This is a genomic window from Pantanalinema rosaneae CENA516 (assembly GCF_050753385.1).
In the GTDB taxonomy this organism is placed as follows: domain Bacteria; phylum Cyanobacteriota; class Cyanobacteriia; order Leptolyngbyales; family Leptolyngbyaceae; genus Pantanalinema; species Pantanalinema rosaneae.
The window spans coordinates 114,114-129,410 of the sequence record NZ_JBLZFZ010000007.1 but is presented as its reverse complement, the minus strand read 5'-3'; the positions used below and the strand labels follow the sequence as shown (position 1 = coordinate 129,410).

Annotated in this window: 11 protein-coding genes; 6 read left to right on the top strand and 5 right to left on the bottom strand. The window is 48.1% G+C overall.

Annotated features, from left to right (window positions below):
* Positions 1 to 158 precede the first annotated feature (158 nt).
* The 4 genes from istA (at position 159) to ACN4EK_RS05865 (ending at position 6,844) form a co-directional block, all read left to right on the top strand.
* Positions 159 to 1,706 carry an IS21 family transposase gene (istA, locus tag ACN4EK_RS05880; protein ID WP_431656492.1) on the top strand — a complete coding sequence of 516 codons (1,548 nt, stop codon included), beginning with the start codon at positions 159 to 161 and terminating at the stop codon, positions 1,704 to 1,706.
* Positions 1,707 to 1,730: 24 nt separating this feature from the next.
* On the top strand, positions 1,731 to 2,495 hold the full coding sequence (gene istB / locus ACN4EK_RS05875; protein ID WP_431656493.1) for an IS21-like element helper ATPase IstB: 765 nt from the start codon (positions 1,731 to 1,733) through the stop codon (positions 2,493 to 2,495).
* A 196-nt stretch (positions 2,496 to 2,691) separates the two neighbouring features.
* Positions 2,692 to 4,443, top strand: coding sequence for a transposase (locus ACN4EK_RS05870; protein ID WP_431656576.1), 1,752 nt, complete (start codon positions 2,692 to 2,694; stop codon positions 4,441 to 4,443).
* A gap of 349 nt (positions 4,444 to 4,792) precedes the next feature.
* Positions 4,793 to 6,844 carry an NACHT domain-containing protein gene (locus ACN4EK_RS05865; protein ID WP_431656574.1) on the top strand — a complete coding sequence of 684 codons (2,052 nt, stop codon included), beginning with the start codon at positions 4,793 to 4,795 and terminating at the stop codon, positions 6,842 to 6,844.
* A 99-nt stretch (positions 6,845 to 6,943) separates the two neighbouring features.
* On the opposite strand, the gene ACN4EK_RS05860 is transcribed toward ACN4EK_RS05865, so the two are convergent.
* Positions 6,944 to 7,288, bottom strand: coding sequence for a DUF6788 family protein (locus tag ACN4EK_RS05860; RefSeq protein ID WP_431656573.1), 345 nt, complete (start codon positions 7,286 to 7,288; stop codon positions 6,944 to 6,946).
* 137 nt (positions 7,289 to 7,425) lie between these two features.
* Complete coding sequence (locus tag ACN4EK_RS05855; protein ID WP_431656571.1) at positions 7,426 to 9,180, bottom strand: hypothetical protein; 1,755 nt, start codon at positions 9,178 to 9,180, stop codon at positions 7,426 to 7,428.
* An 879-nt stretch (positions 9,181 to 10,059) separates the two neighbouring features.
* Here ACN4EK_RS05855 and ACN4EK_RS05850 point away from each other — a divergent pair.
* Positions 10,060 to 11,142, top strand: a complete 1,083-nt coding sequence (locus ACN4EK_RS05850; protein WP_431656570.1) for a hypothetical protein — start codon at positions 10,060 to 10,062, stop codon at positions 11,140 to 11,142.
* 67 nt (positions 11,143 to 11,209) lie between these two features.
* A complete protein-coding gene (locus tag ACN4EK_RS05845; RefSeq protein WP_431656569.1) occupies positions 11,210 to 12,493 on the top strand; it encodes a PDDEXK nuclease domain-containing protein in 1,284 nt (427 codons plus the stop codon).
* A gap of 2 nt (positions 12,494 to 12,495) precedes the next feature.
* Here ACN4EK_RS05845 and ACN4EK_RS05840 read toward each other — a convergent pair whose 3' ends face one another.
* The 3 genes from ACN4EK_RS05840 to ACN4EK_RS05830 form a co-directional block, all read right to left on the bottom strand.
* Positions 12,496 to 13,476, bottom strand: a complete 981-nt coding sequence (locus ACN4EK_RS05840) for a ParB/RepB/Spo0J family partition protein (protein ID WP_431656567.1) — start codon at positions 13,474 to 13,476, stop codon at positions 12,496 to 12,498.
* Positions 13,473 to 14,165 (bottom strand): AAA family ATPase, encoded by a 693-nt coding sequence (locus tag ACN4EK_RS05835; RefSeq protein ID WP_431656566.1) that lies wholly within the window; start codon positions 14,163 to 14,165, stop codon positions 13,473 to 13,475. The genes ACN4EK_RS05840 and ACN4EK_RS05835 overlap by 4 nt, the downstream gene beginning before the upstream one ends.
* Positions 14,166 to 14,261: 96 nt before the next feature.
* Positions 14,262 to 15,242 carry a tyrosine-type recombinase/integrase gene (locus ACN4EK_RS05830; RefSeq protein WP_431656564.1) on the bottom strand — a complete coding sequence of 327 codons (981 nt, stop codon included), beginning with the start codon at positions 15,240 to 15,242 and terminating at the stop codon, positions 14,262 to 14,264.
* Between the last annotated feature and the right edge of the window lie 55 nt (positions 15,243 to 15,297).

The window sequence follows — 15,297 nt, the reverse complement described above, 5'->3', positions numbered from 1 at the left end:
AATCGCACAAAGTTCGGCAGGTGATTCTCACTGAACTTCGGCGGGTGATTCTCACAAACCTCGGCACCCCATTCCCAACGAACTTCGGCAGGTAATTCTCACAAACTTCGGCACCCCCTTTACACTCGCTGTCAACGACAAGCGGAGGTAGCGGGGATATGAAACGGAAGCAACAAGGAGGATTACTGCCTGTGGCAAAATTTCGAGAGATCTTGCGACTTCACGATCTGGGCTATAGCCAGTGCCAGATCGCCCAAAGCTGTGCGGTGGCACGCTCAACCGTGCAAGATTACATTCGTCGCGCCACTGCCAAGAACCTGAGTTATACCGAGTTGACCCAGTTGAGTGACAGTGAGGCGCAAGCGGCGCTGGGCAAAGGAAGACAGAACCCCGAACAGCGGGCGGAACCGATTGACTTTAGTGCGGTAGATGCCCAATTACAGCATAAAGGCGTGACGCTAGCTCTGCTGTGGCAGGAGGGACTGGACAAAGGACAATGGAACTGTAGCTACGCCACTTTTTGCCGCTGGTACAACCAGTGGCGGGTGCGGCACCAGTTGTCGATGCGGCAGGTGTACAAGGGAGGTGACAAGCTATTTGTGGACTACTGCGGGCTGACGGTGCCCATGCAGGACAAGGAAACCGGACAAGTGATGGCAGCCCAAATCTTTGTCGCCTGTTTGGGAGCGAGCAACTACACCTACGCCGAAGCTACACCTACGCAGGAATTACCGCACTGGATTGGGTCGCACCAGCGGGCACTAGCGTTTTTCGGTGGTGTGCCGCAGTGCATTGTGCCGGATAACCTCAAGTCCGGGGTCACCGACCCTTGTCGGTATGAACCGGGCATTAATCCGAGTTACCAGGAGTTCGCCGAGCACTATGGGGTCGCCATTATTCCGGCTCGACCGTACAAACCGCGTGACAAAGCCAAGGTCGAAAAGGCAGTGCAGGAGGTAGAACGACAAGTGCTGGCACCGTTGCGGCACGAGCAATTCAGCACACTGAGCGACCTTAATGCTGCTATTGCCCAGAGGCTGAAGGCGTTAAATGAGCGGACGATGCCCGGTTATGGGGTGTCGCGACGGGTATTGTTTGAGCAAGTAGACCAACCTGCCCTCTCTCCTTTACCGGTTCAACCCTTCACGTTTGCCCACTGGAAGACAGCGAAGGTCAACCTGGACTATCACATTGAGGTCGAAAAGCACTATTACTCCGTCCCCTATTGGTTTGTGCAGCACGAAGTGCGAGTCAAGGTGTCTGAGCAAATGGTCGAAATCTTTCACGATGGCAAGCGGATTGCTGCCCACGAACGCTGCCGCCTGCCCCATCGCCACACGACGCTACCCGACCATATGCCGCCTGAACATTGGGCCTACAAACGCCAGTCGAAAGAACGCTTTTTAGCCTGGGCGCAACAGGTCGGACGCCACACGACAAGCCAGGTGGAGGCAATGTTTGAACGCAAAGACCATGAAGAGCAGGCGTTTCGTACCGTGCGAGGTTTGCAGTCTCTAGCAACGCAGTATGGCACGGCGCGGCTGGAAGCGGCTTGTCATCGGGCGAATGTGTTTGGCATTGTCAGTTTGCGTCGCATCCGCTCCATGCTGCAAACCCAGTTGGACAAAGAACCCTTGGCGGATGACAATCCAGTCGTTCCGGTTGTTGAACATGCAAACGTCCGGGGTGCTCAGTACTATTCCTAACTATTTCTCATTGGATCAATTCTCATGATGAATCCGTCTACGATTGAACAACTCAAAGCCTTGCGCCTGGTCGGGATGCTCGAAGCCTGGAGTGAGCAACAGACCAGCAGCACTTATCACGATCTCAGTTTCGATGAACGACTAGCACTGTTGGTGGAACGTGAGCACTGGCGACGTGCCCAGCAACGGTTGCAACGCCGCATCAAGCAAGCTCAACTGACGACCACTGCCAGTTTGAATGACATTGACTTTAACGTCGCTCGTGGCTTGAGCAAGGTGAAGTTTCTGGAGTTGGCACAGGGACAATGGTTACACCAACACCTTCAATTGATCCTTGTCGGACCCACAGGTGTGGGCAAAACCTTCCTGGCTTCGGTGTTGGCAGACGCCTTCTGTCAGCAGGGACACAGTGTGCGCTACTTCAGAACCGCAGACCTCTTGTTGGAATTAAAACTTGCCAAAGCAGATGGATCATTGCCTAAGTGGAAACGACAATTAGCCACCTTCAACCTGCTCATCCTCGATGACTGGTTGCGCGATCCTCTCTCCCAGGAACAGGCACGCGATCTACTCGATCTGTTGGACGAACGCTATCGCAAAGCGGCTTGTTTGTTTGCGACCCAACTCCCCGTTTCTCAGTGGCATCAACAAATCCAAGACCCCACCCTGGCTGATGCTATGCTCGACCGCATTGTTCACGATGCGCTGAGACTGTCTCTCAAAGGAGAGTCGATGCGAAAGTTAACCAGTTCGGTTCAACCCGATACGGCTGAATATGCCATCGCCTAATTCAGCCAGAGAGGGATCATGTTATCGTTTGGAGCAAAGGTGATCTCACATGCGATCTGATCTACAACAAATTGACCGGCCGAAGCAGACGAAATTAACCCTGCCGAAGTTGGGTGAGAATCCAGTGCCGAAGTCACTGAGTTGACCCTGCCGAAGTGATGAGAATATGCACCAGCGAACGGGGCGCAGTCCATGGGTGAGTACAGTCAAGACAAAGGCAGCGGGGACTCCGGAAGAACATACCGTGCCACGGTTGGATCTCAGTTGGATTGATGGCAAATGGTGGGGTTTGGTGACTGGGCAACGGCACCGCACCCCTTATCCCAGCCAAATCCATCGTCGCCACTTTGAGGCCTGCGTCTTTTCCCAAGTTCGCTTGGAATTGAAATCGGGCGACCTTTACATTGACGGGAGTGATGCCTATGGTGACTACTACAGTCAGTTGATCTCCTGGGAAGACTATCACGCCACGGTGTCGGGCTACGGGCAATTGGTGAACCTGCCAGTAGACGGGCAAGCGTTTGTCAGCCATGTTCAACAGGAATTGGCATTGCAGATTCAAACGACCGACCAAGCGTTCCCAGCCAATACCGAGGTGGAGTACAAGAAAGACCGGCTGGTGATTCATCGCCGTAAACCGCAACCACCCAAGGGACTGGCAAAACTCAAAGCCCTGATCAGTGAACGTCTGAACCCAGTCAATTTGCTGGATGTCCTCACGGACACTGAACTGTGGCTGCACTGGACCCGCTCGTTTAAGCCGATTTCGGGCTATGATGCCAAGCTCAAACAACCCGCTGCCCGTTACCTGGCAACGACCTTTTGCTACGGGTGTAACATTGGTCCCAGTCAGACGGCCCGCTCTCTGAGCGAGTTTGATCGGCGACAGTTAGCGGATATTCATCATCGCCACATTGATGACCACAAGTTGCACTCCGCGATCGAGGTTGTCATCAACGCCTATAATCGCTTTGCATTGCCCACCTACTGGGGCACTGGCAAGCATGCCTCAGTTGATGGCACCAAGTGGGATGTGTATGAGCAAAATCTGTTAGCGGAGTATCACATCCGCTATGGCGGTTATGGCGGGATTGGGTATTATCATGTCTCCGATACCTACATTGCCCTGTTCAGTCACTTCATTCCGTGTGGAGTTTTTGAGGCGGTTTACTTACTCGACGGGTTACTCAAGAATACGTCCAACATCCAACCAGACACGATTCATGGCGATACTCACGCTCAAAGTACCACGGTGTTTGGGCTGTCCTATTTGCTGGGAATTACCTTGATGCCACGGATTCGGAGTTGGCAGGATCTCAAGTTCTACCGGAGTGATCCCACAACTCGCACCACCCATATCGACACCTTGTTCTCTGACAGTGTGAACTGGAATCTGATTAAAACTCATCTGCCTGACCTGTTGCGAGTCACACTGTCGATTAAAGCAGGCAAGATTTCAGCGTCAACGATTCTGCGGAAGTTGGGTACGAATAGTTCCAAAAACAAACTCTACCAGGCATTTCAGGAGTTAGGTTATGCCATCAGAACAGGATTTCTACTCCGCTACATTCATGACGCGGATCTCCGGGCTGTGATTCAGGCTGCAACCAATAAGAGTGAGTCCTTCAATGGGTTTTTGAAGTGGTTAGCCTTTGGTGGAGAAGGGGTGATTGCCACGAACAATCGCGATGAGCAGCGCAAGTTAGTGAAGTATAACCACTTGGTTGCCAACTGTTTGATCTTCTACAACGTGGTTGAGATCAGTCGCATCCTGCATGACCTGATGCAAGAGGGGGTGAAGATTGAACCCGAAACGATTGCGGCGCTTAGTCCTTATTGGACGCAACACATTAATCGGTTTGGTCGTTACAGTCTGGACATGGATCGTTGCCCGCGTCCCATTGACTTTGGCATCCCGGTTGTCTCCCAAAAGTCATCCGATCTATGATTTTCTCGAAAAATCGTGTCCTGGAAGTACTGCCTAGCAAAGGTTTTAGGCAATGTGGTACTTAATTGCCAGGAACGGTGTCATACCCCTACTAGACAAACTGCAGGAAGCGGAAGTACTGGAACCCGTTTTTGATGGCGTTAGCAATCTGCCGCGAGTTGCTGGTATCCACTTTGACCTGAAGCTGCAATCCAAACAACGCTCTACAAACCGGAAGCATCTGACCACCTTGATCGGACAATATGGTTCACTGACTCAGGTTCAATCAACTTTGCAGATTGACGCTCAAGTCCAGCAAGTGCGTCAGCAGGTATACGAGAACATCCAGCAAGAATATGGCAAGATTCGGATGTTTGGCATTCCAGAACCCGTCGATGTCAATGACATTTACACAGCAACAGACGTTTGGCGAGAAATTATCAACCAACGCTGGCGATCGCTGTTTGAACTACTACAATCGTGTCCCTCTACTGAAGCGCTTGAGCGTTTGGGACTGGAACGCCACGAGCCGGTACGCCATAGCGGATGGCATGTAGCAGAGAATTTTCAACGGCTGATGGTTCTAGGTAAACCGGGAATCGGCAAGACAACTTATCTGAAATATTTAGCCATCCAATGTGCGGCCGGTCGATTTCAACCTGACAAAGTACCTATCTTCGTTCAACTAGCTCATTTTGGAAAAGTCGCTCAGCAAGATGTCGGTCAAGATAAGTTGTTCAGTTTCGTTAGCTCTGTGCTCGTAGGGTGGGGCGTACCTAAGGAACTCGCGCAGGAGATCATCAAGCAAGGTAGAGCGTTAATTTTACTGGATGGTTTAGATGAGGTGATCAGCTTAAATGATGCTCTTGTGTCAGAGGAAATTAGTCGATTGATCAACTATTACCCTAGCAACGCTTTTCTGATCACGTGTCGAGTGGCCGCAAATAAATATAGGTTTTCCAGAGAAAAGTTTGTGGAGATTGAGGTTGCTGATTTCAGCCGGGCGCAAGCAGAATCTTTTATTCGATTGTGGTTCAAGGCATTACAAGGGAACTGTGCTGAGTTGGAGGTTGATCTATCGGAGGATCTAATTGAGGCTCTAAACCAGCCGCCGCATCGAGCCATTCGAGAGCTGGCTGTCACGCCCTTACTCCTGAATCTAACTTGCATCGTTTTTCGTGACCTAAAATCCTTGCCAAAAACTCAGCATCAACTATACGAACAAGGGATTAATGCACTTCTAGAAGATTGGGATCGGTATCGAAATGTTCAACGAGATGAGATTTGCCTCAATCTGGGGAAAGCCAACAAAATAGAGTTACTGTTAGAACTGGCCCGAACTACATTCGAGCAGTCTAGATATATCTTTAAGGAACAGCTGGCTCGGGATATTGTATCGCAGTATCTCCAGAGATCTGGGGTGGGTTCATCCAATCCAGCGCAGGTGTATGTCAATAGTCAAACGATGCTTGAATTGATCGCGGCGCATCATGGACTTTTAGTCAAGCGTGCAACTGGAATTCTATCATTTTCCCATCTGACATATCATGAGTATTTCACTGCTCGCTCAATCTACTTGGAGCAGGCGTGGAAAGTACTGCTGCCGCAAATCTGTAACCCTCAATGGCGCGAAGTATTTCTGCTCGTGATTGAGATGCAGTCTCCCTGCAATGATCTGATTTGCTTGATGTACCAACAAATTCAGTCTATTTTTGCTATCCATATAGATTTGCAATGCCTACTCGTCTATGTGGATCATCGGGCCAGGCAAACGGCCTCAATCTTACCCTATAAACCCGCTGCATTGCGAGCCTGGTACTTATCTCTAATAGGATGTAATTTTGACGACGGTGTTGCCTCCTTTCGAAAAAGTGGTCAGGCTAGCGTTGATTACCAGGCACTCCCACTGGCACGGACGATGGGGATTGACCAATCTCTGGTGGAGGACTTATTAGAATTTAATTTTTTGTATCGGCGCTTATGCGATGGTCTAAGTCTTGTTTCCGAAGAACCCCTAGCGAATGATTTGGTCTCAGCCCTTGTCCAATTTTATGAAGAGCACCTGGTTGATCAGCTATTGCCCGCTATTCTGTCAATCAAGCAATTATTATTGCAGCTTGACAATCTAACGTCCTCGCTACAGCAAAATTTGTTTATTGATTGGTGGCGACACGAGGGAGAAGTCTGGGCCTCACATTTGGTTCAAGCGCTTCAAGCTTCTGACCCTGAAGCGATTAGAGAGTTGCATCAATTGATGCACCCAAGGCAGACAGTACGAAAAGAAGTTTTGCAGCAGTACTACAATGCCAATCTACTGTTACTGGATTGCATGAGACGCAGCGAGTTTGTGACTTCAGAACTCCAAGAAGAGATTGAGTCTACTCTGTTAAAGCCAAGTAGGGTAGATAACGCCCAAATTTAGCGTTCCAGCAGTCATGGCAGTTCTCTGAAACAATACACTTGGCAATGACGGCGGCTGGTGTTTGATGAGTGCTGGGATGCAACAGGTTGAGCGGCTAGTTCAGGACAACAGCCGAAAGCGCTTGCCGATGTAACGGCTTTTCTGCCTGCCGTCCTCTCGCCAGTAAGCATACCAATAGGGACCATGCAGCTCTCCATCCGCTCCTGCACACTTACATCCTGCTTTGCCACAGCGTACCCGCTCCAGTTGGTAAAGGTAGTCACCGATGTGCCTGGTATCCACCACATCACGGCGGCTGGATTCCGCTGGTGTGGGTGAGGTTGAAGCTTGTTGTTCTAGATCCTGAATCAGAGTGCCCAGTTCCGCATAAAGCTGCTTGGCCTGCTGGAGCGTGAGACGGTGCAGGGAGTGGCGGAGGCGATCGAGGGGTGAGGATTTGGGCATAGCATCTTATGTACAAAATTAAGTTCTTAGGTACAGCTTCAGTCCTCATTCGCAATGCCGTGTTCTGTACCTAAGAAAGGGCAGAACGTACATAAGAACTGGTAGCAAGCTGGAATCCCGTTTGGGTCGGGTTGAGCTCACCCCAGGCGATCGCCTGCAGGATGATGGCTGGAATGGTCACGTACTTCCTCTGTTAGTAAGGACAACTGAAGTGGGGTCAGCTTAAGCACCCCTGGATTAATACGAGCCCAGGCTAAGGCTTCTGCCATCAGAATGGGATCCCCCGAATCGAGATACTCTTGCATACGGTTAATTTGGCGTTGCACAGCTGCTTCTGCCTTAATTTGCTGACGCTGAGCCTGAGTTAGTCGATTGGCTTCTTGGAAGGCGGCTTGCGAGGCTGAGAAGTCGAACAGTTCCTGCTGCTCGAAGGGAGACTGGGCTGCTGAATCAGAATTACCAGCTAAGGACAGTGAACTGACAGGACTGAGAGGGCTAGAACCCTTGCTGGGAGGATTATCACCGCCACTACTAGGAAATAAGCTTGGAGGACTGTGCCAGTTAGATGGCGCTAGCTGTTCTAACTGGCCATCCATTTTGACGCTTGGGGGGTGCGGGGGGTTTTCCACAGGCGACTCTGTATCCATCTCAAAATAGTTGGGATGCCAGAGGTCGCGATGACGATATAAGGATCCACCGCCAATGCCATACTTCAACAGGCTCTGAAATCGAGCGGTCGGTTTGGCAGGGAGTTGACCAGTTTCTAATAAGTGAGCGATCGCTTGACGAATCCGATCTCTTGTTGCCGCAGATTGCCGCTGGTTCCAAGAGGGGGATTGCTCGATCGCTTCTATGAGATTGGGATCTTGAGCGATCAGTGATTGTTTCTTACTGTGATCGCCAAAGTGGTAGTAGTGGCTGCCCTCAATACAGCGAGCCCATTCTTCGGCCCGGTGTTCAATCTCATGCTGATGCCGACACCAGTCCTGGTAGCCAGGGAGCGAGGTGGCGGTCTCCACAATTTCATTAACTAGATTTTGACCGGCTAACGGCTCTCCACCGGAAAGGACATGGTGAAAGATATAAGCGCGCATGGTGATGCGGCCTAACAGGTGATTGGTTTGCCCATAGCCCGTCCAGCCCAACTCAATTTCCGCGTTCAAGTCGTTGAGGAACTTCTCAGCTTTGCCTGAGATGCCAAAGTGTTTGCGTTTGGCTTGCTTGAGGATGCGTTTAAGGGTGACCTGATCAATGTCGTTGCGCTGTTGTGCCAATCGCCATTGTTGAACGAAGGTATAGGAGTCACCCCAAATCCGCTGGAAAGCTTCATCTAAAAGGTAGGAGCCAATCTGCAAGGGCAGGCGATGGGCATTGAATAAACTTAAGTTGCCCGCTGGCAGGTAGGGCTTTGGGTTGGGAAAGACTTCGAGGTGTCCTGGTTGGAGTTTGAATCCGGCATTTTCGAGCAAACAGGCTAGGGCGATTGCCAACTGCCAGGAGCTTTGAGATTGTTGGAAGGGAAGGTAGAGATGTAGCCCACCACTGTAGCTAGAGGTACAGACCAGGTAACTGACCAGGCCCAGCGGTTCTAGAGCTGCCACGATCCGAGCGATCGCCAGTGGATCATTGTTAGGGTGATAGAGACTTTCGCGATCAATATCTAGGAGACCGTAGTTTGTTTCTGCCCCGAAGCGAACGCCATAGAGGTATGCACCCTGTCGAATCAAGCGATCGCTCAACGGGTGACGACTTTCTGTTTTCCACTGCACCTCTGCATTGGGCTCAGGATGCTCTGCCCAGATGTAATCGAAGCGATGAGGAAAGAGTGAGAGGAATTCATCATCCCACTCCTTAATATATTGAAAGTTTTTTGCTGATTGTGAAACAGACATATCAGTTCCATTAACTAAATGGAACCGGTATAGGTAGCCTCTTGCTCAGATAGCTCAACACTGCAACCTAACAGTCCAAGAGTTGCCATACACAAAACTTAAAACCAAACAAAAACAACCAGAGTTTTAAACTCTGGCAATCTTGTATGACAATCCCTAAGGGCTGCTATTATGCAGATACACAAAATTTGAGTTGAGAGAACGCTAGTTTCTTCAACTTAAACCAAGGAAGCCAGGATAATGGAGACTTTGGCGAGGCTCTATCCCGGTTTCCTATTTGCGCTGGGGAAATGTAATCAAGACCTGTAAATAAAAACTATCTGAACAACGACCTTTGAGCCGCTGCATCATGTATCAACCTCCAAATGACAGAATTTGAATGTGTATTAGCCTGTCTAGAGCAAAAAGCTAGACATTGATGCGATCCATTAAACCTCCAAATTTTCGTTGTGAAACATACCAAAAATTATCATTCGGCTTCTCTACGCTGGAGTGATAGAACAGATTTACGCTGGAGTGATAGATTGATTCATACGCCGGAGTGATAGAACAAAAATTGAACGTCCTCTGGAGTGATAGAGCAACCTATACGTTGGAGTGATAGAACAAAGCACCAAGATGCTTGTATACAAGGGGTTGTTCTATGAGTACTTTTAAAGGTTTTACGCTGGAGTGATAGAACGATTTATACGCCGGAGTGATGGAGCAGGGAAATGCTGTACGCTGGAGTGATAGAACGATTTATACGCCGGAGTGATAGTAACTAGACGTAAAAACATACGTGGGAGTGATAGAGCGAGAGGCACTGTCCTGATGATTAAACTCAAAATCTAAACTATCTAGTAGAATTCGTCCAAAGCCTACTTTCGCAATAACATCATGGCCGCAAAAAAAGAATTAACTTTCCCAGTAGATGGGCAGCTACTGATGGTGTTGCCTAGAGCGGCGGCTTCTATCAGTAATCCAGATGTAAGATTGCCGATCTTGCGTTCTGATGGTGATGGTTATTACTTAGAGATGCGGGTGGAAGCGGACGCTGATGATGCTGGTGAAGTTGCAGTTACACGGCGGGTTCCACTTGAGGATTTAACAGTTGATGAGTGGGAGGAACTGAAACAACAGTACGACAGCCTTGACCTGGCAGCTCTTGCTGCTCAAGGTATCGGTAAGGGGCTAGAAAAAATTCAGGATCGTAAAATTCAACGCCTTTTTATGGCACTCCTGACCTTTCTCAACCCCCGGCAGGTTGGAATTGTGCTGCATCTATATAAGCTTGCAGCTGAGCAGAACAATGGACCAGTTGTTACGTTTCGCTCGAATGACTTGCTAGAGAGTTTAGGCTACTCACGGTCTAAAGGAGGTAGTTTTCACGCTAAGGTTCGCTCCCAATTAAATCGTGACTTGGTTGCATTACATCGAGTTGAACTGGTTTTAGCTAAGTCCTTAAGGGAAGGAAACAAAATTGGAGCAGAGGTTATCATTAAGAGTATCCTTCGGATTAGAAGCTACAAGATAGAAAACCTCTCACGAGACTTCGATTTAGCGAAGGCTGCTGATTATACTTATGAGTTAGCAGATGCATATACAGTTTCTTTAGAATTTTTTGAAGGACCTGGTCGTACAGGAGATTATGTCTTATTTGCTGGGGACGTTGATATTACTCAAAAACTTGGCAGTAACACCAAGAACGACTATAAGACAAAACTGCTGGTCTATCTTGCAAGCCGATTGAAGTGGGATTCGCCTCAAGATGGTCAGTATTTAACAGTATCTAAGCAGTATTTATTCAAGAATCTTGACTTATTCGGTAGCAATTCCTCGCGAAATAACCAAATCTTCTGGCGCACAGTCGAGGAGTTAAGGCAAGAAGAGTATATTCTTGGTGCTCAAGAGCTACCTGGTAAAAGAAAAACACCTAGCATTCAATTTCAAATTAACCCTGAAAAGCTAAAATTCAACTAAATTTCGCTACCTGAACCACGAGAAATACTTATAACTGCCTCCATCCAGGCTCACTACTTAGATCACTGTGGAATATAGTCGCCTTCTAGCTGGAATCAGCCATATCAATCACTTTAGTCAAATCGCTGTTGCACGGGCGATTAATCAAACACTTACTCTTCGCAATTGGTTAGTAGGAGCTTACATTGTTGAGTATGAACAGAACGGTATTGATCGGGCGGTCTATGGCACTCAGTTGATCGAAAACTTAGCAAAGGACTTGAAAAAGCAGGGTGTTTCTGGCTTGGCTGTAAGTAACCTAAGAAATTTCAGGCAGTTTGCACTTGTGTACGCTCATCTGTCTCAGGGCACTATCCTGTCACACTTAGTCACTGCTGCCAGACTAGATCCCGCAGTAATTCGCCAGACACTGTCTGGCGAATTGGGTTTAGAAACTACTGAAACTGAAATAGAGTCTGCGGCAATTCACCAGACAGTGTCTGGTGAATTGAGTTTGGAGGCTTCGGCAATATCTATTGATATTGCCGAAGCCTTACCTGTAAGTTTTCTTTCATTCCCATCCCTCCAAGCTCGGTCTTTAGCTGAGCCTCCTCTGCAGTGGCAGGATGCAAAATATTACCAAAAGCTCTTTGCCACTCTGTCATGGTCACATTTGTTAGAGCTATGTCGCATTAGCGATCGTCTTAAACGAGCTTTTTATGAGCTAGAAACGGTCAAGAGTAATTGGTCGTTCCGGGAGATGAAGCGTCAGATAAATAATATGCTTTACGAACGGATTGGATTATCTAAGGATAAAAGTGCAGTTCTGGCGTTAGCGGAGCAGGGGCAGATAACTGATAGCCCCCAGAATCTGATTCGCGACCCCTATGTCCTCGAATTTTTAGGGCTAGCAGAACGACCTGTTTATAATGAGACCGATTTGGAGCAAGCTCTGATCGATCATCTTCAGGAGTTCATGCAGGAGCTTGGTCGAGACTTCTGTTTTGTTGAACGGCAGTATCGTATGACAGTTGAAAATGAACATCATTTTCTAGATCTGCTGTTTTACCATCGAGCTCTTCAGTGCCTCATCGCGATCGATCTAAAGCTAGGTAAGTTTAAGCATGACTATGCTGGACAAATGAATTTCTACCTTAATTACCTGCGGGAAAACGTTGCGTATCCTTATGAAAATCCTCCAGTTGGACTAATTCTTTGTGCTGAACGGGATGCCGAAACTGTCCGATATGCTACCACTGGTCTGGATAATCAACTGTTTGTTTCTCGTTACCTCATTGCTCTTCCTTCGGAAGCAACATTAAAGCAATGGCTACGGGAAGAGCAGGGGCGCCTGAGTCAAGCATTGGATTAGATCTAGCTTTTGATCAAGGTTTCTAATTGGCTGAGCAGCCGTTCTAACTGCTGAGTTTTATCTGGATCATTCCAGAGTGCCTTATCCTTTTTGGCTAGCTGAACCGTCTGACTGAGCCGTTGTCTCAAGTTAGGAGGTTCAGGGCCCTTTACCTTATCGCTATGGTTTTTAATATGCTGCTTGATTTCTGAGAGGCTTAACGATTTACTAATCACCTCCTCCAGAAGTTCTTGCCGTTCGCCTGCATCTTTTAGACTGGCAATCAGAATTCCTTTTGTATAATGAATTTTTCCTTGGCGAATACCATCTAAAATTTCTGGTGGTTTCTTTAATAAGGGCAGCCGAGTAGCCACAAAGGATTGCCAGGTAATACGTCCAAACGAGTCAAATATCTGCTGGGCTAGTTCTGCTTCGCGGCTAACCAAAACGTTTTGGTTAGTTGTCCCTTTAGCCGCGTTGTTCATACGATAGAGTAAACTCACAACTTCTTCAGTGCTGTACCCTAACTGAATTTCAAGCAGGCGTAATGTATTGTCTAACTCTTCTAAGGCACTAAAGTCTCGACGATTTGCGTTCTCAGATATCGCTGCTTGAAATGCCGTGCGGTCGTCCCAATTGAATATTTTGACTGGAACTGATTCAATCCCGATAATACCTGCAGCTTTCAGCCGCCGTAGCCCCGCAACTAATTCATATTTACCAGCTTGCTCAGGATGCGGACGAACCCAGAGCGGAGAACGAATTCCATTTGGTTTGATATCATTGACTGCCCAGTGCTGCAACTCGTCTGGATCATAATAGTGTCGAACTGGTTTGCCGTCAGGAACGAATGTAAATGTACAAAGAATGTCCTGATGTGCAGCCAGCTGTTCTTGAGTAGCTTCTGCTGCTTGAGTAATCTTTTGAACGTTCGCTTTCCCAAAAACGAAGCTTAATTCCTCACTGCTAGAGATTGCATCTTTCAGTTTGCGACGGGTACTCATAGTAGTTCAGCCTCAAATAATTTCAAAGCTTCAGTAAGGAGTTGGCCATAAGCGTTGGCAGCAGCTTTTGGAGAAGCCCCTTTCATTCGAAATACTGTGCTACCTTGCCCTGGAGCATCTTTAATACACTGGCGATCGGGTAACACTGTTAATAACAGTGGCAAAATACCACCTTGTAAGGCTTCTTGAGCTTCACGCAGTAAAATTGTGTTGTCTTTCACTGCATTTAAATAAACAGCAGCTACTGGCTGACTACCTCGAATCTCTCTTGCTTGACGGACAAATTGAACAATCTTGCCAGTACTGGCCAAATCAATCATGGAATCCCGGCAGGGAATTAAGACAAGATTCGAGCGAATCAAAACTGCTTTAGTAACCTCACTGGCATTGCCAGGACCATCGATAACGACAACATCATAGAGATCGCTTAACTTCGGTAGTTCATCAAATAGCTCCTCTGGATTACTGATCACTCTGCAAGGAATCCCGATTTCTTTGACCCAGGCAGATGAGCTTTGCTGACCGTCTGCATCTACTAGAAGAGTGGAATAGCCCTTTTGAGTAAACCAATCAGCAGCGTGAACTGCCCCTGTTGATTTTCCAGCTCCACCTTTCTGATTTGCAAATGCCAAAATTTTAGGTAGTTTTGTAGGGATCTCCGCTGCTTGTGCGGCTTTTGATCTTGGCATGAGTTAGATAACCAAAAGACATGGTTTGATGCTATCACTGTTTCAGCAAATTGGAGCATCGAAAAATTTAACCAAAATGTTTTGGTTAAAAAGGATTTAATCAAGTTGGTCAGTTGCCTTGAGAAAGGCTCGTTTGGCGGCTAATTTGTTCTTACGATTGGTATAGCGTTTGAAGCTGCGAATATCGCGATGGCGGGATAGCTCCATCGCTAATGCTGTATCCAGCTCCAGCTTCACAATTAGATTCGTACAGAAGGTATGCCGTCCACGATGGGCATGTAAGTTGATGCCAGTATGTTCTGCAAGCTGGTTCATTACCTCTTGTACTCCCCAATATGTGAGGCGCTTGCCTCGACTGCGATTAGAGTTGGAGACAAATAATGGGCTTTCAGGTAACAGCTCTTGTTCGCTGGTTTCTTGCCGCTGTTGGATATAAGCATCCAAGTCTGTTCGAGCAGATCGGGTTAGGGGTACTTCCCCCACGCTGTCATGCTTCGCTTCCCGAATCACCACTTGCTGCCCATCGTAATCTTCAATATTGAGGCTGATCGCCTCCTCCGCGCGTAATCCATGCAGCAATATAGAGAACAAGGCGCGATCGCGGATGGAATCTCGACTAACCTCTGCGATCGCGGCATAGATTCGCTCCACCTCTTCATCTTCCAGTTCCTGAGATTGGGCTTCTGGAACTTTCTCCTGTTTTACGCCTGTAGTGGGATCACTGGTGACATATTCTGACTCTAGCAGCCATTTATAAAAGGTCTTGAGTGTCCGCAAAATACGGTTAACAGAGTTGGGCGCTAACTGGCGCTCCTTTACCAAGGATTGCTTAAACTGAGCAATCTGGCGTCGGGTGACATTGGCCCAGGCTTGGGATGTCCAGTCCATAAAATACTGCAAGTCGCGACGATAGGCTTGCTCACTTTTGGGCTTGAGCGATCGTGCAGCAATAAACTCATCTACCTTCGTTTGCCGTAGGTCTGTCGGAGCGATCGCTTTGACGATAGGAACTGGAGGGATTGCTTTACCCCCAGTTAGCGGCACAATGACTGGATCTGGAATGGCTGGACGTTTCATTGCGATCAATCTCAATACACAGCAATAGACTCTGGCTCTGGTGATTAAAGCGTGA

What these genes read in the sequence shown, in the direction of transcription:
- istA (WP_431656492.1), top strand. Translation starts at nt 159, where the DNA reads ATGAAACGGAAGCAACAAGGAGGATTACTGCCTGTGGCAAAATTTCGA.
- istB (WP_431656493.1), top strand. Translation starts at nt 1,731, where the DNA reads ATGATGAATCCGTCTACGATTGAACAACTCAAAGCCTTGCGCCTGGTC.
- ACN4EK_RS05865 (WP_431656574.1), top strand. Translation starts at nt 4,793, where the DNA reads ATGTTTGGCATTCCAGAACCCGTCGATGTCAATGACATTTACACAGCA.
- ACN4EK_RS05860 (WP_431656573.1), bottom strand. Translation starts at nt 7,288, where the DNA reads ATGCCCAAATCCTCACCCCTCGATCGCCTCCGCCACTCCCTGCACCGT.
- ACN4EK_RS05855 (WP_431656571.1), bottom strand. Translation starts at nt 9,180, where the DNA reads ATGTCTGTTTCACAATCAGCAAAAAACTTTCAATATATTAAGGAGTGG.
- ACN4EK_RS05850 (WP_431656570.1), top strand. Translation starts at nt 10,060, where the DNA reads ATGGCCGCAAAAAAAGAATTAACTTTCCCAGTAGATGGGCAGCTACTG.
- ACN4EK_RS05840 (WP_431656567.1), bottom strand. Translation starts at nt 13,476, where the DNA reads ATGAGTACCCGTCGCAAACTGAAAGATGCAATCTCTAGCAGTGAGGAA.
- ACN4EK_RS05835 (WP_431656566.1), bottom strand. Translation starts at nt 14,165, where the DNA reads ATGCCAAGATCAAAAGCCGCACAAGCAGCGGAGATCCCTACAAAACTA.
- ACN4EK_RS05830 (WP_431656564.1), bottom strand. Translation starts at nt 15,242, where the DNA reads ATGAAACGTCCAGCCATTCCAGATCCAGTCATTGTGCCGCTAACTGGG.